Origin of the sequence: Saccharopolyspora hattusasensis (assembly GCF_050972075.1) — a bacterium.
GTDB lineage: Bacteria > Actinomycetota > Actinomycetes > Mycobacteriales > Pseudonocardiaceae > Saccharopolyspora > Saccharopolyspora hattusasensis.
Genome location: NZ_JBPCDC010000001.1, coordinates 5,089,944 through 5,107,885, shown reverse-complemented (window position 1 = coordinate 5,107,885; position 17,942 = coordinate 5,089,944). Strand labels below are relative to the sequence as shown.

Sequence of the window (17,942 nt, the reverse complement as noted above, 5' to 3'; positions counted from 1 at the left end):
GCGAGACGCCGACCGCACCCGTGTCATTTGCCACGTCGTCAGCCTCGTCGTAATGCCGGGCACCCCCGGCGCGACCGCCGCCGGAGAAGGCGACTGACCGCGAACTCTCGGCCGAAATCGAGCGCATCGGCGCGGGTGGCCGGTCTGCGTGGTCGTGGAAGACTCGGAGGCAGGAACACGAGGAGGCTGGCGCGCGGCCTCCCCGGGCCCGGAGGATGCGGATGTCCGAGTCGGCCGGCACTGACCGAACGAGCGTCGCGAAGGCGACGTACGGGCGCCTGCGCGCCGGCCATCTCAGTGCGGTGCACGCGGCGCTAGAGGACCACGTCGCACGCCTGGATTGGCCCCGGGAACGGATTGACCGCTACCGCGACCAGCGGCTGCGTGCTCTGCTCGCATATGCGCGCGAGCGTTCGCCCTTTCACGCGGCCCGGATGCGTGGCCTCGATCTTTCCTCGGTCATGGTGGCAGACCTGGCGAGGCTTCCGGTGATGACCAAGCGGGAGGCGCAGGAGGAGTGGGACGCCATCCTGACGGTTCCCGACCTCGACCGGGCAGCAGCCGAGCGCATCCTCGCCGGACAACCGTGGTTCTCGTACGCACCGGGCGGTCAGCAGATCTTCAGTTCCGGCGGGTCGACCGGCGTACGAGGCGTGTACGCGTGGGATTGGGAACTGTTCGTAACGCTGGCTTGTCTCGCCTGGCGGATGCAGGCGCGAGAGGAGCGACGTGGGCCGCGGCGCCCAGCCCGGCTCGCGGTGCTGGAGGCAGGGGTGCCACCGCACGCCAGCACGCCGCTGTTCGACGTACCGAGCGCAGCGGGCATGGAGACGGTCGTGATCCCGGCCAGCGAGCCGTTCGACGAGGTCCTCGCAGCGGTGGCGGCTGCCCGCCCCACCCACCTCGTCGGGTACGCGACGGTGATCGGGCGGCTTGCCCGCGCCGCCTTGGCAGGAGCGCTGGAGATCCGCCCCGTGCGGGTGAGCACCAACTCCGAGCCCCTCTTCGACGAGGATCGACGGGCGATCCGCGACGCCTGGAACGTGCCGGTCCACAACCTCTGGGGCTCGACCGAGATCGGTGTGCAGGCGGTCGGGTGCGGACGCGCTGAGGGACTGCACGTGTGCGAGGACGAGGTCGTGCTGGAACGGGTCGACGAGGACGGAATGCCGGTCGCCCCGGACGAGCCCGCCGCGCGAACGCTCGCCACCGGACTCGCCAATCGGACGTTCCCGTTCATCCGCTACGACCTCGGGGACGAGATCACGCCCCTGCCCGGCAGGTGCGAATGCGGAAGTTCGTTCGCGCGGCTGGCAGATATCGCCGGACGGCACGACGATGACTTCCACTACCCGGCGTGCATGGTGCCGGCGAGCGTCTTCCGCCACGTCCTCGGCACGGATCCGCACATCGCCGAATACCAGGTCCGCCAGACTCCGGCCGGAGCCGAGATCCTCGCCGTCGGCTCGCCCGACGCGGCCAAGCTGACCGCATCGGTCGCGGCCGCGCTGAGCCGCCACGGCCTGCCGAACCCGGAGGTCCGACTCCAGAAGGTCGACCGGCTCCCCCGCCACGAATCGACCGGAAAGCTACGACGATTCATCGCCCTGCGATAAGCAACGCGTTCGCCTGCACCCAGCGCGAGTCCGTGCGCAAGCCGCTGGGCTGCCTTCGCAAGCTGCCGAAAAGCGCCATTTCCGGAGTGCTGAAAACACTGCCCACCGGACTGCTTGCGGCCGTGCACATCCATGCAGGACGTGTCGAGTTCAAGCACTCGCTACATCTGATGGCCGCGATCCCGTGCAGCACTCGCCGATTCCGCGCAGCGGAAGTCGCCGGCAAGGCCATATGCGCCGAACTGGCGTGGGCACAGTGCTGTCACACACAGTGCGTCTGGCCGCTTGGTCGGTGGCCGCCGGGACGCTCTATCCTCGCCCGGTGGGCAGTGACGATCTAGTTGATGATCTTGCTCGTTCGGTGCGCGAGTGTGATGCGTTTCGGGACGCGGTTGTCCTGGCGGGTTGGGTTGGCACGGGCCGGGCGGTGACGGCCAACCATGTGCTGCGGCGGGCGGACGTGCCGACGGCAGGCCGTGCGCTGGGCATCGAGTTGCCGGAGTCTGTGCGCAGCGCGGCGGACGTGCCCGCGCTGCACTGGCGGTGGACGGTGGCGCTCGGCGCGGGACTGATTTCCATCGAGGGCGGTCGAGCCGTGGCGGCGCCGGCCCTGGCGGGCTGGCAGTCCGCCAGCCCCGACGAGCTGCTCGAGCTCTGGGCCCGAGGTTTCGCGGCCGCCCTGACCGGCCTGTTCGACGGTGAGGAGGCATCGGAAGAACTGGAGATCGGCAGGCTCGCCCTGACCGTGTTGGCTGGCAAACCGGTGCCGACCCGCGCCGAACTGCCGAGAGCGATCAGTCACGCCATCATCCATGCGGGGTACGAGTTGTACCAGACCTTCACTCGGGGGTTCGGCGTGCGCGATCCGGCGGAGGTGACGTTGGAGTTGCTGGCCGCCTTCGGCGCCATCACCGACGCGCCGGTGCGGCGGATCACTCCTCTTGGCCGCTGGGCCCTGTCGGTGATCGGCACCCGAGGCGTGTCGTTGCTCGGCTCGTCCGACGACGCGGAAGAAGACGGGACGTACCAGCTCAAGATCGTTCTGCAGCATGTGCGGCCGGCGTGCTGGCGCCGTGTGCTCATGCCGGCATCCGCCACGTTGGGCGATTTGCACGAGGTCATTCAGATTGCCTTCGCCTGGGACGGCGACCATCTCCACGGGTTCACCGTCGGACGGCGCCAGTACGGCGACCCGTACTTCGACTTCGAGTACGACGAACATGGGATCACCCTGGCCGCCGCGTTCGCCCGCGCCCGCAAGCCCATCACCTACACCTATGACTTCGGTGACGACTGGCGGCACGAGATCACCCTGGAGAAGGTCGTCGAGCCGACACCAGCCGCCACCCTTCCGATCTGCATGGACGGCCGTGGTGACGCACCGGTTGAGGACTGCGGCGATGATGAGCTCGCGTGGATCGCCTTTGACAAGGCCGGAATCAACACCCGCCTCGCCCAGCTAGGCAGCGGAGCAGGAGGCCGAAGCACGACTTCGTGACGACATCGAAGTCATACTCACCGACGCCTACGGCGAAGCCGAACAAATTGCCGCGTTCCAGACCGTGCTGGCCGAGGAGATCGACTTCCCGGTTCCCGCGACGTTGCTCGGCAACCCGGTCGTTGTGACCGGACTCGTCGAGGACGACGCCACGTTCGAGCTTCGCGCTCGCGGCAACGCAGCGGTCGCCCGGCGCAGTGGCGCTCGGTGCCTCGTCACCTGATCGAGAGGTCGCTACGCTCGGCGGTACCTCTTCGCGGAGGTATGCCCCTGGTCGACGGGCCGGGGGTTTCGCGAGGAGGCCCCTTCCGCGAAGAGGTGATCCGTTGTGACGGATGAGCTTGCAGGCAGGACGATCGGCGAACGCATTCAGATCATCCGGGAGCGACGCGGCAAGTCGCGGCCGGTTGTGGCCGGCCTCGTTGGCCGGTCGGCCGAGTGGCTCAAGGCGGTTGAGAAGGGCAGGCTTCATCCGCCGCGCTGGGAGAAGCTCGTGCAGCTTGCCGACGCGCTCGGTGTGCAGGACTTGAGCGAACTGACCGGTGAGAAGCCGCCGACGACGATGGTCGGTAGGGGTTCGCACGAAGTGGTTCCGGCCATGCGCGAGGCGATCGAAGAGACGATGCTCAGCGTCTCGCCGGAGCCACGTCCGGACCCTGCTGACTTGCACCGGCGCACCGCCGATGCGTGGGCGCTCTGGCACTCGTCGCCGACTCCGCGCAAGTCCGTTGGCAGGATCCTGCCGCAGATCATCCGGGACGTTCGGCGGGCAACTCGCGTTCTCGAAGGAGATGAGCGTCGACAAGCACACGCCGCGCTGTCGGCTGCCTATGCTCTGGCGGAGCAGGCGCTCGCGTGGGTGTCGGATTCGGCGTTGCTGTGGTTGTCGGCCGATCGCTGCATGGCCTCGGCTGAACAAGCCGATGACCCTGCCGCGCTGGCTGGTGCGGCGTGGGTGGTCGGCAATGTGTGGCGAGCGACCGGCCGGGAAGATGATGCCTACCGCTTGGTCACCGACGCTGCGGGACTGCTGGAGCCGTACTTGGACAACGGCAGTGACAGCGTCCGGGCGTTGTGGGGTTCATGCCGGCTGCATGCGGCGATCACGGCTGCCCGGATGGGGCGCGAGGGTGACGCGCTGTGGAACCTGGACCGGGCGGACGACATGGCCGCGCGATTGCCCGGTGGATACGCGCACCCGTGGACGCTGTTCGGTCGTGCCAATGCGGACCTCACCGCGGTATCCGTCCAGGTCGACCTGCGGAAGTCCGGGCGGGCCATTGACACCGCTGAGCAGATTGACCCCGATTCGGTGCCCTCCGTGGACCGTCGGGCTCGGTTGTGGCTGGAGACGGCGCGGGCGTATCACCAGCGCAAGGACTACACGGCGACGCTGCACGTGCTGCAGCGGGCGACGAAGATCTCCGAGGAATCCATGCGGTGCCACCCGTTGTCGCGGGGCATTGCCGGGGATCTGGTGACCTCCGGCGGACGCATGGTGCAGTCGGAGGTGCGGGGTCTGGCCCGCCAGCTTGGCTTGACCGTGTAGCCCGTTCGCGCAAAGGGGTACAACTCGTACCCCTTGCCGTCGTGCTCCAGGTCGTACCCGTTGTACCCGCCGATCCGGCCGATGTTGGTGCCATGCATGACGCATTGGCGATGTTGCTCGGGTCGCTGGCCTGGTCGGTGATCTTCGTTCCGCTGTTCATCTTGTGGTGGCTGCCAGGGCACCGGGAGAAGCAAGCGCTCAAAGCTGCGGCCCGGCGTCGGGAGGAACAGCTGCGCCGTCACTTTCCGGGGCGTGCCGCGTGAAGGGACACCGTTCCCGGCTGGTGATCCTGGCACGCCTGCGGCCGGAACATGCACCGCAGGATCGCCCGCGAGAGGTTCACGCGTACCGGGTTCCCGCAGACAACGGCGCTGCGGCCATCTGGCGAGCGCCGTGCGGCGACGAGGTGAAGCCGGACGAAGTCGAGCCTGTCCCCGCGTTCACGGGTACGCCGTGCGTGGACTGCTTCATCCTCGCTGTGCTCGGCAGCGATGCGCCTCCGGTGAGTCGGAACGAGTTCGAACGCGCGCCGCAGCGGACGGAGCTCTCACCCGAGCCTATGGCCAGCGTCGTCAAGTCGTCGAGCACTTTGCTGCTCTACGCGCCGTCATGGCGCGAAGAGGTCGTTCATTGGGCGAAGCCCAATGAACCGACGAAGCCGTTCGGCAAAGGGACGGTCGTACCGGGGCTCTGCGGCGCGATCGGGTGGGGGCCGCGCGAGCGCCCGCCGGACGGATGGCCGATGTGTTCGGAGTGCGTCGAGATCGCGAGCGAGGAGAGCGACTAGCTAGGTGTCGTAAGTGTTTACAACCTTCCGAGGCGGTACATCTAGGTTTGGCCGGTGGCCGTGGGGAGGGGGCATTCGCGCCCGGCTACCGGGGGTGGGCCGGCGCGGTGCGAGGTCGGGGGAAGGTCACCGCACCGCCCCGGTCTGGGGCTCAGGCGCGGAGGTGGTGCCGCCCGGTCGGCTCGTCGAGGTCGTCAGGGTCTGTGGTGGGGAATCCCGGTGGTATATGGGGATGTTCGTGCCTGGTGTCGGGTTCGTCGGTGGTGCGGGATTCGGCTTCGATGTCGGCTATGAGGTGCCAGACCGTGTAGGCGCCTTCGCCGCCTCCGGCGTGCTGGCCTGTTGAGAACGCGATGGCTCTTGCGGGTAGCTGGGTGGCGAGCATGGCGAGGATCAGCAGGTTGAACAGGACGAACGTGCTGAGCTGGATCCAGAACATCGGTGGGGTTCCTTCCGAGGCGGGACGGGTCGATTTCGCGCGAAATCGGCACTTGCCAGGCGTGGGGAGCGGCGATTTCGCGCGAAATCGCCCGTCCCTGGGTGTCACAGGCGGGTGGTGAGGGTGTGCCAGCAGCGCATGCAGGTGTCTTCGCGGATCCAGTCCACTTCGGACCGGTCGTGCAGCTCCGGCGCGTGCGCTTCTGCTCCGCAGAACGCCTTCACCTGCTCCTCGTGCGGAGCTTTCGTTGCTGCGACGGGAAACGCGTGGCGGCCTCCCGTGACGGGGCGCCAGACGTAGGTCAAGTAGTCGGATGTAGGCAAGAGCGGCCTCCGTTGCTGAACTTGTAACTCTGTGTGTCATGCTGATTTCATCGTGCAACGATCGTTGCTGCAACAAGATCGCGAAGCTGCAACCTGATCAAGCTACGAACTGCCACTCCAAGGGAGGAAATGCTGGTGCCGCGCAAGAAGCCTGGCGTTCGGGCTCGGGGTCTTGGAGCCGAGCTTGCGGCGATGCGAGAAGCCGCAGGACTCACAGTTACAGCCGTCGCCGCGAAGCTCGATTGGTCGAAGTCGACGCTGTCGCGATTGGAGAACGGACTCCGCAACATCGTTCCGGAAGAAGTGTCGGCGCTGCTTGCGTTGTACGGAGTGACAGGAACCGAGCGTGATCGACTTATCGGGATGAGCCGAAGCCTCGACGAGCCAGGTTGGTGGGCAGTCGGTCTTCCTGGGCTGCCATCTGAATCGGCGACACTTGCAAGCTACGAATCTGAAGCGTCTCGCCTGGTCAGCTGGGAGCCGATGCTGGTTCCTGGTCTCTTGCAAACCCTGGAGTACTCGCGGTCCTTCATGCTCGCCGATGGGATCGAGCCCGACCAGATTGAACTCCGCTTGACGGCGCGTCTTCGGCGACAGCAAGTGCTACGCCGTGCGGGGGTCGAGTACGTCGGCTTGATCGGCGAGGCTGCACTTCGAGCACATGTCGGTGGTGCCGAGGTGATGCACGAGCAGCTTTGTCACCTCGGAGACGTTGCCAAGCTGAAGTCGGTCTCGGTACGGGTTGTGCCGACTCGGGCCTGCGCGCATCCAGGCATGGTGGGCGGGTTCCAACTGGTGGAGTTCCCGTCGGCTCGACCTGTCGTGCACGTCGAGCTGGCCAGGACCGCTGTCTTCCTGGACGAAACGCCGATGACCGGGCCGTACCGGGAAGCGCTGGAACGTATCGACTTGGTGGCCCTCAATGCGAGAGAATCTCAGCATCTGATAGCGGACATCGTGCGTGAGCTGAGGTAGCGACAATGCTGGACTGGTCCCGGGCGGAGTGGCGGAAGTCAAGCAGGTCGGGATCCACCTCGAACTGCGTCGAGGTGGCGAGGGCGGCGGAGTTCGTCGGCGTCAGGGACTCGAAGGATCGCCGGAGCGGTGCAGTGCTCGCGTTTTCTCGGGCGCGATGGGCGGCATTCGTTGCCGGGCTCCGGGGCCGCGCGGCGTAGGACACCCCAGCACCGGTCACGCTCTACGGAGCTGGGCTCCTAGCTAGGCACGGCCACGGGAAAACCCCGACGCACAGGCATCATCGCGTGCGGGTACAGCGCGACGTGGTCCGGCGACCTCCTTACCACTCAGCAGGTCACCCACACACCGATCACTGCGGCTGACGCACCGACGCTCCCCGAGCAGAAAGCGCTTGACGCCGCACACGCTGCCGCTGAGCACGTGGCATTCGGCCGCACGACGGTGACGCGGAAGTTGCTCGTCGACGTGCTCACCGGGCTTCACCGGTTGTAAAGCTCGGCGGAGCACCGTGGCCTCAAAACCCTCCCAGACCGGTGCTCCCGCCGTCCTCACCTGACACCTGCCAGCCGCAGCGTTTGGGTCAGGTCGGGCACCGGCGGGCGAGGTGTGGTCCGTGGTCACCCCAGATCCGCAACGCTCCCGTCGTGCGCGGCTGGGCGAACTTGCCGACATGATCGGCGGCACCACGGACAACGGCACACCGATCGTGCTGCAAACCCCAGATCGCACACGCGGCAGAATGGATCAACGAAACCATGATCACTACACTCAAAACGCCTGCTCAGACGGCAGGCGCGGCTTGTGTGGATGCGGTACGTGCCCCCGGTCGGGTTCGAACCGGCACTTGGACGAATTTGAGGAGCTTTGGTGGCAGATCTTGCGGACTCGATCGAATCGATGGAACAGCTCGCCGTGGTCTGGCGCGCCATGGTGGAAACTGACGCCAGCACCGTGGCAGCACCGCAGTCGCGGTGATCAGGCCGTGTCCGAGCCTGCCAGCAGTGCAGGCGGGGATCTCCCGGATCGTGTCCGTAGTGGCAGCGTCGGCTTCGGGGGGCGGTTGGTGGCCGGAAACCGGGATGCTCGAGACGCCGGAAATCTCGGCTATGTAGCGGGAATCCCTGCTGTCGTGGACACGCGGCCAGCACGGTTCTGGTCGCGGGTGCGTCGGAGGAACGCCAGCAGTCCCATGCAGGTGAGCAGGGCGCACCAGGACAGCTGCAGCAACAGGTGGGCGACTGGGGTAACGGTGGAAAATCCAGCGGTGGTCGCGGCTTGCATCGCTCCGTAGGACGGCAAGACGCGGAGGAAATCGCTGTCCGCGGCGGGGTTAGGGATCGGGTTCTGCAGTGAGATGTCAATGATGCTGATCATGACGATGAGGAACATGCCCTCGAGTTCGCCACGCAGCAACGCGCCCAGCATCACGCCGAGCGCGCCGTAGGTCAGCGCGTCGGTGAACACACTCACCGCGAGCAGCAACGGCTGCTGGGGATGCCAGAAGCACCACGTGATCGCGGTGGCGTAGCAGGAGAGCACGGCCGAGACCAGCACGAGGGCGACCACCTTGGCGGCGAGCAGGTAGCCACGCGGGTATCCCGCCATCGCAAGCCGCCGGTCGAACGTGCTCGATTTGAACGTGACGGTGAACATCATGAAGCCGACGATCTGGGTGACGGCGTTGAGCGCGCCCGAGATCTGGGTCAGCTCGTTGCCTTGCGCAAGCACGGTTTGGTCCGTGGCGCGCAGGTAGAAACGGACGGGCATGTTCCCGACTATCGTGTAGGCCAGGGTCAGCCAGATCGGCACATAGAGCGCCACCAGCCACATGGCGAGGCGATTGCGAAGGTGTTCGAGCAACGCCATCCGGGTGGCAGTACCGAAGCGCGTCCACCACATTACCGGCCTCCGTGGGAAGTAGTGCCTTCGCACAGGACGCCGGCCGCAAGGCGGTGTAGCGTGTCGAGGCGGTCGGCGTCGTAGGCGAGGTGGGAAATCACCAGCACCGAACGGCCGCGGTCGCGCAACCGCTGGGCAAGTTCCCAGAACCGCAGGTAGGTCTCCCAGTCGAAGCCCTGGTAGGGCTCGTCCAGCAGTAGCACGTCCGGGTCATGCATGAGCGCGATGGTCAGGTTCAGCTTCTGCCGCGTGCCGCCGCTGAGCACACCGACGCGCTCATCGAGAAAGTCCGCGAACTGCAGTACGTCAATCAACTCGTGGGCGTAGCTGAGGTCGGGAAGTCCGTACGCCACCTGGAAGAAGGCGAGGTGCTGGGCGACGGTGAAAACGTCGTTCAGCACCACATGTTGAGGACAGTAGCCGAGCCGTCCGCTCACCGATGCCGTTCCGTTGGTGGGAGTCAGCTCGCCGCACAGGATGCGCAGCAACGTCGTCTTGCCCGCTCCGTTCTCGCCGACAACCCCGACGAGGCTGCCGGGCAAAACCTCGAAGGTGACGCCACGCAAGACCTGACGCTTGCCGTAGCGGTGGTACAGCTCGTTCACGCGAAGGACCATCGTTCACTGTCCACTGTTGACGTATTCGCCCGCTGCGGCCTCGTGGTGGCCCGCTGCGGTTCCGCGTTCGCCCGCTGCAGGCTCGTGGTCGCCCGCTGCAGGCTCGTGTTCGCGGAGCGAGGCGTAGAAGCCGAGGGCGCGCACCATGGCCTTGGCGAAACTCTTGGGCAGCAACGGGTCCAGCGGGGCCCACGCCGCGTCGACCTGCGCCTTGGCGTCGTCGTAGCAGGCCTGCACCGCGCCGCACTCCACCAGTGCGGCAGCGACCTCTCGCACGTTCGCGTCGTCGGCTTTGCCGTCACGCACGGCCGTCCAGATCGCGGCCATCCGGTCGTGCGGCAACCGTCCCACCGCCTGCGCCAGCGGCATCGTCACCTTGCCCGCGCGCAAGTCCTCGCCGATGTGCTTCGTAGCGCGGACCTCGCCAGACGGCAGGCGGTTGGTGACACCGTCGAGGTCCATCACGTCGTCGGTGATCTGGTACGCCAGCCCGACAGCCTCGAAGTAGTTGCCCATGGCGGTAATTTGCTCGTCGCTCGCCCCGGCGGTCAGTGCGCCGATCTCGGCCAGCGTACGGGAGTAGGCACCGGTCTTGAGCCGCTGCGCCCAGCGCAGACCAGCTAGCAACGCGGTCGGATCACCGGAGGCGACCGCGAGGTTCATGGCGTCGTGGTGTCCAGTGATGTCGATGCCCTGCCCCACGTGCGCACCCCGCATTGCCCGTAGGTAGCTCTCGTAAGCGCGTAAGCGGCGCCGCTCGTCCGGCAGGATCTCGGCCAGGACGCGGTCAAGCACGAAGTAGGAAGCGGTACCCGCGTTGATGGCCGTCGGCGCGCCGAACACCAAATGCGCAGTCGGCTCGCCCCGCCGCATCGGCGAGTCGTCTTCCACGTCATCGACCATGAGGTATCCCGAGTGGATCAGCTCGGTCACGGCGAGCAGCTGCCGGTACTGCTCGGCCCGCACACCGAACAGTTCGAGCGCGGCGCAGGTGACGAACGACCGCCATCCCCGGCCGGATGTGTCCGAGACGTAGCGCAGGGGCCGGACCATGGCGTCGTACACGACCGCGTGGGGTGCGCCGGACGCCTCCCGCGCGGCGAGTGCCATGGTGAGCGCTTCGCTCGGGGAATCCGGGTACAGCTTGCGCACCTCGTCGTGCGTGACGTCCCGAAGACGCCCGAGAAACTCCTCGATCCGCGCGACCCTGTTGGCAGGCATCACTTCGATGAACGCGCGGCCTGACACCGGTTCGCCCCGCATGGTGCCGCGCACGTTCGCGCAAGCCTCCAGGTAGGAGCCGTGGGTGACCATCGTGAGGATTTCCTGCTGCGGGAGCTCGGCTTCGACGACGACGTCCAGTTCCAGCGCGGGCGCGGACAAGGTCCATCGCGTGGGGTAGGTGTTCAACGAGGACAGTGATGTCCACGGCCGGTCACCGACCAGCTCGGCATCGCAGGACACCCGCTCGCAGTCCGGCGAGTACGCGGTGGCGAACCGCTGGGCGAACACGCTTTGGCGGGAGTTGACGTCGATGTGGTCGATCGTCCCCGCGCTGATCTCCCAGCCGTTGTCCAGCTGGATCCCCGTCCAGTTCCAAGTGCCGTCGGGGTAACGCTGGTCCCCGTCCGGCCGCAGGTACTCCGCGCCGAAGGTGTGCTCGTACCAGCCGCTGCCGGACACTGTGGCGTTCCCGATGCGGCCTTGCACCGCCATGCGTGGGGCGAAGTAGGAGAACGCCTGCGACTCCGGGCCCTGGAACCTGACCTGAAACGCATCATCGTGCTGGATGATGGGCGGCTTCACAGGCGTGAAGACCAGATCGCACGACTGCGTTTCGTCGTCAAACGTGACGTGATACGAGCCGTCCGCCAGCTTGCGCAATGCCGCGACATCGCCGTAACGCAAGTCGAGCTCCTGCTCGGCGATCATCACCTCGCCGCCCATGAGCAGGTCGGGAGCGACCGGGGTGCCGTCGTCGAAGAGTTCGACAAGCGCCTGCCGCACACCGGGATCCATGACACCGTCGTTCGTGATCGTGGTGCGCACGGTGTCGATCCAGCCTCGATCAACCCACACCGCACTCGTGTGCCTTCCGGCCGTGTGATCGGTGCGTCCGATCATGGCGAAATGCGCGCGCAGCGGCTCCCCCTCAGCACGCGTCGCAAGTTGGCGGGTGAACACAAGGAACAGGCCGACGTCGTCACCATGCTCGGTCGTGAGGTGGGTGTGGAAGTACCACCACTCCATACCGCAATCCAGGTGCGGCAAATCTTCCACCACGGGGTCGATCGTGGCTCCCGGCAGGAACCGCACCATCTACCAAACCTCCCACTCACAGTAACTGCACGTGCGCATTATGTACCACAGATCGATGATTCCGGATCAATCGGGTAGTCCAATGAACACTCTTCGTGGTCGTGGCATAAAGGACGCCCCTCGATCATGGCGTGTGCAAGGTTGACCTGTCCGGTTTAGGTCGTTTCGGGCAGGGTGGTGGGTGGCAGGTTGGCCAGGTGGTGGACCGTTTCGATACCGGCGGCTTTGCCGTTCGGGCGGCGCCAGCGCCATCCGGATGCCCTGCCGGGCCCCGAGCAGATCGGTTCGCAGGTGTCCGTCCAGAACAAGGACCTTCCAGGCTGCGGGCCCTGGCACGTCCGTACCCGCCCACGATTTCCATTGAAATTGCGGAGGTTGTCCACAGGCATCGGCGTGTCGGGGTGCGACACGCCGACGGTCCGCAAGTTCCATTGAAATCGAAGGTTCGATTTCAATGGAACTTACGGGTTCTCTCCACCGAGGCGGACTCGATGAACGTCTTCGCACCGGCGGTCACCGCCAGCACCGCCATGGCCGGCAGGGCCGGCAGCAACGGCAACCCATACAGGATTCCCCGCCCACCGCCTCCAGAGCCCGTCCACACGACCTCGCAAGGACTCGACTGTGAGGGTGGGCCGGTCAAGCACAACCGGAATCAGGGAAGCCAAGAACACGAGAGCGCGGCTGCTGGATAGACCGTCACGGCTTGGACAACCCGATGATTCTCCCACCGGAAACCGCGCCCTCGTCTCGCGGGCCCAGTCTCCTACGTCGAGGCCCCGTTGGCGCGGATCGCCGGTATGCATGCCGTCCGGCTGGGACGCGGCTTTTGGGATCTTCGGCGCGCTGAATCCCGGCTGCGGCGGCCTGCCTGAACGCCCCGGGCGCCCTTACCGTGCCGGTGCAGCCTCCGACAGGGACGAACGGTCATTTCTTAATGTCCGATCGAGCACCAATGGCGGTCGTACACAGAGCCCTGATGCGACAGTGAACCCACAGAAACATCACCAGGACACCAGCAAGCGTAGGGAGAGCGGCCGCATGGCTCTCGGGTGGTTGATCGACAGTCTCCGATGCCGACTCGCTGATGCTGCCCGGAACCCGCGACCGGTCTGGATCAGCGGCGGTGCTGGGCTGCAGCACTAACAGAACATGAGGAGCGTGTGCCGTGCACGGATTGGCCTGGTCCGATGAGCGACGGAGCTTGACGGACTCCGTCGAATCCGACCCGCTTCTGACGACAACCAGTTCGCACACGGTTGACGAGGCCCCGCTTTCGCTGGGATCACATGAACCAGCAACGCACGCGGCCGTGCGGTCGCATTACACGGATCGGCCCACCTCAGCCGTGGCAGCGGTGCGTGCACTGCTCTCCAAAGGCTGGATCGAATCTGCGGTCATGTTGGCCGAGGCGACCCTGAATGACGGTGTGCCGGAGGAGTTAGCGGCAGAGCTTCGATGCACCCTGATCGCTCCGCTGATCGCCAGCGGGCACACCGCCGAAGCGATCGCCATCGCCGACCAGGTGCTTGCTGTCCCCGACCTGTCGACCACTACGTTCGACGACACCGCAGCAGGTCGAATGCTGGCGTTGGTGCTGCAAGGGGACTTCGCCAGTGACCACGCCTCGAAAGTGTTGCAGGAGCCGGACGGGACATGCCACGGCCAGGCACGGACTGCGATCGCCTTGACCGGATTGGCACATCTCGAGTGGTCGGCCGGCAATGTCGCTGGGGCGCTGTGTTGGGGGAGGCGGGCAGCGACCTGCGCGGCGTCCGTGAAATCTGCGGATTGGCGCTGGTATCCGCCGCTGATGATGGCCGAGATGTTGGGCGAGTTGGGCGAGTTCGACGACGCCGAGGAGATGCTGCGCCAGGCCCGCGCGGAAATCGACCAGTTCGGGTTGACCATGCACGCAGCACAAGCTGACCTGATCCGTGCGCGCTTGCTGCTGCGGGCGGGACGGCAGACGGCGGCACGGTTGACTGCCGAGGCATGTTTGTCCAGCGCACTCGAATTGGGGACGTTGCGAGTGGTTCCTTCAGCGGAGTCTGTTCTTGCGCTGATCGCATTCCGTTCCGGCGACGTGGCGTTGGCTCGTTCCTATCTGCGACGCTGCCGGGAAACCTCGACATACGAACAGGGTTCCGCCGCGCGGTCGGCGCGCGACGGGTGGATTCAGCTGCTGGTGCACACCTCGAAGGAAGATCCGTCGAGCATCGAAGCGCTGCTGCATACCAACCTGCTGCACAGACCCGCCCTGTTCGTGGAGGAACCGGGTGCTGCCGCGTGGTTCGTACGTGTCGCGATGGACGTGGGCGACGAGAAGATTGCGATCAAGGCGATCGAAGCTGCGCACGCCGTAGCCAACGCGAACATCGGTACGCCTGCGGTTGCCACTGGCGCGCTGCATGCTCGCAGCCTTTTCGAACCGAATCTGGATGGACTGCTGCAAGTCATCTCCGAATATGGAGACGCTTGGGCCAGGGAAACCGCGATAGAAGATCTACGAGCCTTGTTGGGCGGTGGCGTTCTGTCCAGCGACCGGCGCGACTCCAGAAACGTTGCCGAAAGCGGACGAAACGACTCGACCAACGCTAAGAATACTGATAGGCCGCACGGCGACGCAGAATCAATTCCGCCGGACCTGACGAAAACCGAACGTGCCATTGCCGAGCTGGTCGGCCAAGGATTGACCAATCGTCAGATTGCACACCGCATTTTCCTCTCCCCGCACACCGTAAACTACCACCTGAGGCGGATTTTCCGAAAACTCGGAATCAATTCCCGTGTGAAACTCGCGAGCCGGGAGCGATACGCGGTGCGACGCGAAATCCGGTCATCCGGTCGGCACGGAAGCAGTTGAGGTGAGCGCAGCAAGTACCTGATCTGTCGTCGGAACAGCCGCACAACGTTGTGCGGCGTACGACACCGCCATTCGATGGTCCTCCAGGGAGAAGTCGGCTACCGCATCGCAGACCAGAAACGGTTGGATGTCGTGAGAGAACGCGTCGCAGCTTGTGATTAGGCAACCGACGTGAGCGTACACGCCGCAGACGATGAGCTGGTCGCGCCCGCAGTCACGAAGGTAATCCAGTAACCCGGAATCGTGAAATGCGCTGTACCGCCACTTCGTGAATACGCGCTCGTGCTCGGCTGGCGCCAGTTCGGCCACGATTTCACGGTCGGCCGGATTCGCCGTCATTCCCGGCCCCCAGAAGTCTTTGAGCAGGCCGCGCTGCTTGCTGTTCATCCCGCCGGGCTGCGCCGTATATGCTACGGGAATGCCCAGGTCCGCACAACATTCGCGCAGGCGCGCGATGTTTCGCACCAAGTCCAAGGCTGGAGAATCGCCGGGGAACTTTGCCAAGAAATAGTTCTGCATGTCGTGGATCAGCAACGCTGCGCGATACTGGCTAACGGTCCAGTCGACCCTGCTGCGCGGCACATCATCAGCTGTTGGCATGGGGTACGCGCCGATCGGCGGTATGGTCACGGAAGCCTCCCTCAACGGCGGGTTTCCCGGCCCCGTCGTGCACGTGCCGAGGATGTTCGGCGCCGTTTTTTCGATTTGCCCGGACAGCGGTTCTCAATGTGAAACCTCGCTGCGAACATAGTTCATCTACGGGTGCGCGCAGTGCCCGTTCCGGTTGCGCTACTCGAACGGGTAGTCGCGTCTTGGTGTCCGACTGGTCGCGACAGCTGCGATCCTCGCAACACCGCTAAAACGAGTAGTTGTTTTTTCGGCACTGGTTCCGGTCGCCGAGCAATGTAGAGTCAGGGTGCCGAAATCTTGCATGCTGTCAACGGAAGAGTTGGATGCGGTAAGCAGTCGCTGGCTGTTCTAGATGCCTGGGTGCACGGTGCGAGTACTTGCCGCGCGCCGTTTCGCGTGGGACCGTAGTCAAGGAGTTTTCATGGCCAAACGCGTAGTCGCCGGGTTGAAAGAACTGCTCGTTTCGAACCCGCCCCCCTTCGCCGTGCTGCAGCGGCCGGAAATGGGGAATAGGCTCGAGATTCTGCTTGGCGAGGTCACCGAGGTCTGTTCGATCGAAGACTTGGGGATCCCACCATCTTCCACCGGGCCAGCGCGCCAGGAATTGCTCGTGCTCGTTCCGTACAGACAGCTAACCGAACGCGGCTTCGAATGCGTCGATGATGGCGCGCCCATGCTGCAGATGATGGTCCGGTCGCAAGGAACGGTCAACGTCACCGAAGCGTTGGGCGCACTACCTGACGAGCCGGTGGAGTTGAAGGACGCCCGCTTCGACACCGACGACGAGACTTACGCAGAGGTCGTCCGGAGCGTCCTGCGCGACGAGATCGGCAGCGGCGCTGGCTCGAACTTCGTCATTAGGCGGTCGTTCACGGCCACTCTCGCCGACTTCTCGCCACGCCACGCGTTGAGTCTGTTCAGGCGGTTGCTCGTTGCGGAGCAGGGTACGTACTGGACTTTCGTGGTCCACACGGGTTCCCGCACGTTCGTCGGAGCTAGCCCCGAAAAGCACGTCAGCCTGGATCGGGGCACGGTGGTGATGAATCCGATCAGCGGCACCTACCGGTATCCGCCGGAGGGACCGTCGACGCAGGACGTGCTGCGTTTCCTGGCGGATCGCAAGGAAGAAGACGAACTGCACATGGTTCTCGATGAAGAACTTAAGATGATGGCCAGGATTTGCGACCGGGGCGGCACCGTGGTCGGCCCGCGGTTGCGGCAGATGGCCCGTCTGGCGCACACCGAATACCTGATCGAGGGCCAGACGAAGCTAGATGTTCGGGACATTCTTCGGGAAACGTTGTTCGCGCCGACGGTCACCGGAAGTCCGCTGGAAAGTGCCTGCCGGGTGATCAAGCGGTACGAGCCGTCGGGACGCGGTTACTACAGCGGGGCAATCGCACTGATCGGTCACGATGCAGCGGGCTACCAGACACTGGACTCGGCGATCCTGATTCGCACCGCGGAGATCGAACGCGATGGTCGGCTGCGGGCTGGCGTCGGCGCGACGCTCGTCCGGCACTCCGACCCGGGTTCCGAAGTCGCTGAGACCCGGTCGAAGTTGGCCGGAATGCTCGCGGCGTTCGAAGGCGGAGTCGACGCGCCGCATCAGCGGGAACGCGGATTGTCCCTTGATGCAAATCCGTTGGTTCGAGAAGCGCTGGACGGACGCAACAAGAGCTTGGCGCGGTTCTGGTTGAGAGCGGATCGCGGTCACGTGCCCACGGTGCCGGAACTGGTCGGCCGTCGAGTGCTCGTGATCGATGGCGAGGACACATTCACCGCTATGCTGGGTCACCAGCTGACCGCTCTGGGGCTGACCGTCTCCATCCGCGGCTATGACGAGTCTTTCGAGATGGACGACGACGAGTTCATCGTGCTCGGCCCCGGGCCAGGCGATCCCCGGGTGCTCGATGACCCGAAGATCGCCACGTTGCGCAGGATCGCCCGGCGGCTCCTTCACGATCGACGTCGATTTCTCGCGGTGTGCCTAGGGCACCAGGTCCTCTGCGGACTGCTGGGCTTGGAAGTGGTCCCCGAGGTAGTTCCGAACCAGGGTGAGCAGATCGACATCGACCTTCTCGGGGAACGAAGAACTGTCGCTTTCTACAACACATTCGTTGCCAGGTCCAGCAGCGACCGCCTGTATCACCGGGATCTTCCGGGGCCGGTCGTCATCAGCCGGGAGCCCGATTCAGGGCGGGTGTATGCGTTGTCCGGGCCGGGTTTCCGGTCGATTCAGTTCCACCCGGAATCGGTGTTGACCATCGACGGAATGAGTATTCTCGGCGATCTTCTCGGCTCCCTGGTGCCGATTACCGAGTCTTTGCCCGCACAACGTGGCTCGTCGGGCGTTTCTGGTCCTGCGCGGACCGGCGTGCGGACAAGCACGGGCTGAGAGGACGCGCAGCATGCAGTTGG

General features: G+C 65.3%; 16 protein-coding genes. 10 read left to right on the top strand and 6 right to left on the bottom strand.

The window, feature by feature from the left end; all coding sequences use genetic code 11:
• Positions 1-221: 221 nt before the first annotated feature.
• From ACRXBZ_RS24285 to ACRXBZ_RS24260, 6 genes are all read left to right on the top strand, one after another.
• On the top strand, positions 222-1,616 hold the full coding sequence (locus ACRXBZ_RS24285) for a phenylacetate--CoA ligase family protein (RefSeq protein ID WP_433881062.1): 1,395 nt from the start codon (positions 222-224) through the stop codon (positions 1,614-1,616).
• 427 nt (positions 1,617-2,043) lie between these two features.
• Entirely contained in the window at positions 2,044-3,114 is a 1,071-nt protein-coding gene (locus ACRXBZ_RS24280) for a plasmid pRiA4b ORF-3 family protein (protein WP_433881061.1), read from the top strand.
• A 64-nt stretch (positions 3,115-3,178) separates the two neighbouring features.
• On the top strand, positions 3,179-3,337 hold the full coding sequence (locus ACRXBZ_RS24275; protein ID WP_433881060.1) for a hypothetical protein: 159 nt from the start codon (positions 3,179-3,181) through the stop codon (positions 3,335-3,337).
• Between the two features lie 105 nt (positions 3,338-3,442).
• The gene (locus ACRXBZ_RS24270) at positions 3,443-4,663 is read left to right on the top strand and encodes a helix-turn-helix domain-containing protein (protein ID WP_433881059.1); all 1,221 of its coding nucleotides are present in this window, start codon (positions 3,443-3,445) and stop codon (positions 4,661-4,663) included.
• 92 nt (positions 4,664-4,755) lie between these two features.
• Positions 4,756-4,926 carry a hypothetical protein gene (locus ACRXBZ_RS24265; RefSeq protein WP_433881058.1) on the top strand — a complete coding sequence of 57 codons (171 nt, stop codon included), beginning with the start codon at positions 4,756-4,758 and terminating at the stop codon, positions 4,924-4,926.
• A 20-nt stretch (positions 4,927-4,946) separates the two neighbouring features.
• Entirely contained in the window at positions 4,947-5,450 is a 504-nt protein-coding gene (locus tag ACRXBZ_RS24260) for a DUF3039 domain-containing protein (protein WP_433881057.1), read from the top strand.
• Positions 5,451-5,601: 151 nt separating this feature from the next.
• Here ACRXBZ_RS24260 and ACRXBZ_RS24255 read toward each other — a convergent pair whose 3' ends face one another.
• Both ACRXBZ_RS24255 and ACRXBZ_RS24250 read right to left on the bottom strand, forming a co-directional pair.
• Entirely contained in the window at positions 5,602-5,889 is a 288-nt protein-coding gene (locus ACRXBZ_RS24255) for a hypothetical protein (protein ID WP_433881056.1), read from the bottom strand.
• A gap of 104 nt (positions 5,890-5,993) precedes the next feature.
• On the bottom strand, positions 5,994-6,212 hold the full coding sequence (locus tag ACRXBZ_RS24250) for an HC3 family zinc finger protein (protein ID WP_433881055.1): 219 nt from the start codon (positions 6,210-6,212) through the stop codon (positions 5,994-5,996).
• A gap of 135 nt (positions 6,213-6,347) precedes the next feature.
• Between ACRXBZ_RS24250 and ACRXBZ_RS24245 the strand changes: the two genes are divergently transcribed.
• Both ACRXBZ_RS24245 and ACRXBZ_RS24240 read left to right on the top strand, forming a co-directional pair.
• On the top strand, positions 6,348-7,187 hold the full coding sequence (locus ACRXBZ_RS24245; RefSeq protein WP_433881054.1) for a helix-turn-helix domain-containing protein: 840 nt from the start codon (positions 6,348-6,350) through the stop codon (positions 7,185-7,187).
• Between the two features lie 5 nt (positions 7,188-7,192).
• Positions 7,193-7,387, top strand: a complete 195-nt coding sequence (locus ACRXBZ_RS24240; protein ID WP_433881053.1) for a DUF397 domain-containing protein — start codon at positions 7,193-7,195, stop codon at positions 7,385-7,387.
• Positions 7,388-8,294: 907 nt separating this feature from the next.
• On the opposite strand, the gene ACRXBZ_RS24235 is transcribed toward ACRXBZ_RS24240, so the two are convergent.
• From ACRXBZ_RS24235 to ACRXBZ_RS24225, 3 genes are read right to left on the bottom strand one after another with little or no spacing between them, the layout of a single operon-like run.
• Positions 8,295-9,056: an ABC transporter permease gene (locus ACRXBZ_RS24235; RefSeq protein ID WP_433881052.1), complete on the bottom strand. Its 762-nt coding sequence runs from the start codon at positions 9,054-9,056 to the stop codon at positions 8,295-8,297.
• A gap of 32 nt (positions 9,057-9,088) precedes the next feature.
• Complete coding sequence (locus ACRXBZ_RS24230) at positions 9,089-9,694, bottom strand: ABC transporter ATP-binding protein (RefSeq protein WP_433881051.1); 606 nt, start codon at positions 9,692-9,694, stop codon at positions 9,089-9,091.
• 15 nt (positions 9,695-9,709) lie between these two features.
• Positions 9,710-12,025 carry a polyprenyl synthetase family protein gene (locus ACRXBZ_RS24225; protein ID WP_433881050.1) on the bottom strand — a complete coding sequence of 772 codons (2,316 nt, stop codon included), beginning with the start codon at positions 12,023-12,025 and terminating at the stop codon, positions 9,710-9,712.
• A 1,357-nt stretch (positions 12,026-13,382) separates the two neighbouring features.
• On the opposite strand from ACRXBZ_RS24225, the gene ACRXBZ_RS24220 reads away from it, so the two are divergent.
• Complete coding sequence (locus ACRXBZ_RS24220) at positions 13,383-14,891, top strand: helix-turn-helix transcriptional regulator (RefSeq protein ID WP_433881049.1); 1,509 nt, start codon at positions 13,383-13,385, stop codon at positions 14,889-14,891.
• Here the strand turns inward: ACRXBZ_RS24220 and ACRXBZ_RS24215 are convergent.
• On the bottom strand, positions 14,865-15,521 hold the full coding sequence (locus tag ACRXBZ_RS24215; RefSeq protein WP_433881048.1) for an isochorismatase family protein: 657 nt from the start codon (positions 15,519-15,521) through the stop codon (positions 14,865-14,867). The genes ACRXBZ_RS24220 and ACRXBZ_RS24215 overlap by 27 nt on opposite strands.
• Positions 15,522-15,942: 421 nt before the next feature.
• Between ACRXBZ_RS24215 and ACRXBZ_RS24210 the strand changes: the two genes are divergently transcribed.
• The gene (locus ACRXBZ_RS24210; protein WP_433881047.1) at positions 15,943-17,919 is read left to right on the top strand and encodes an anthranilate synthase family protein; all 1,977 of its coding nucleotides are present in this window, start codon (positions 15,943-15,945) and stop codon (positions 17,917-17,919) included.
• Positions 17,920-17,942 lie beyond the last annotated feature (23 nt).

Bases quoted from the DNA above. Each gene is read 5' to 3' on its own strand.
- ACRXBZ_RS24255 (WP_433881056.1), bottom strand. From the start codon at position 5,889: ATGTTCTGGATCCAGCTCAGCACGTTCGTCCTGTTCAACCTGCTGATC.
- ACRXBZ_RS24240 (WP_433881053.1), top strand. From the start codon at position 7,193: ATGCTGGACTGGTCCCGGGCGGAGTGGCGGAAGTCAAGCAGGTCGGGA.
- ACRXBZ_RS24210 (WP_433881047.1), top strand. From the start codon at position 15,943: ATGGCCAAACGCGTAGTCGCCGGGTTGAAAGAACTGCTCGTTTCGAAC.
- ACRXBZ_RS24225 (WP_433881050.1), bottom strand. From the start codon at position 12,025: ATGGTGCGGTTCCTGCCGGGAGCCACGATCGACCCCGTGGTGGAAGAT.
- ACRXBZ_RS24265 (WP_433881058.1), top strand. From the start codon at position 4,756: ATGCATGACGCATTGGCGATGTTGCTCGGGTCGCTGGCCTGGTCGGTG.
- ACRXBZ_RS24285 (WP_433881062.1), top strand. From the start codon at position 222: ATGTCCGAGTCGGCCGGCACTGACCGAACGAGCGTCGCGAAGGCGACG.
- ACRXBZ_RS24235 (WP_433881052.1), bottom strand. From the start codon at position 9,056: ATGGCGTTGCTCGAACACCTTCGCAATCGCCTCGCCATGTGGCTGGTG.